The sequence below is a fragment of the Streptomyces sp. WM6386 genome (assembly GCF_000972385.1).
GTDB lineage: Bacteria > Actinomycetota > Actinomycetes > Streptomycetales > Streptomycetaceae > Streptomyces.
The window spans coordinates 1-301 of record NZ_JXTE01000828.1; the positions used below are offsets into that span (position 1 = coordinate 1).

The window sequence follows — 301 nt, forward strand, 5'->3', positions numbered from 1 at the left end:
AGATGGAGGTGCTCCGGCTGCTGGCGACGGGTCTGAGCAACGCCGAGCTCGCCGACCGGCTCTTCCTCAGCCCGACCACGGTCAAGACCCACGTCGGCCGCATCCTGTCGAAACTGGATCTGCGCGACCGGGTCCAGGCGGTCGTCCTGGCGTACGAGACCGGGCTGATCACTCCGGGCGGGACGGACTGAAAACCGCAGGACGTCCCCGACACCGCCGGTTACCGTTGATCCATGGAGGTCATCGAGCACACCCACACCGCAGCCGCGCGAGCGACCAGCTCCCCGGCTGCCGACGCCTG

Annotated in this window: 1 protein-coding gene; it reads left to right on the forward strand. The window is 68.8% G+C overall.

Features of this window, described 5'->3' with window-relative positions; all coding sequences use genetic code 11:
- On the forward strand, positions 1–191 hold a 191-nt coding region (locus TN53_RS43840; RefSeq protein ID WP_046264531.1), incomplete at its 5' end, for a response regulator transcription factor.
- Positions 192–301 lie beyond the last annotated feature (110 nt).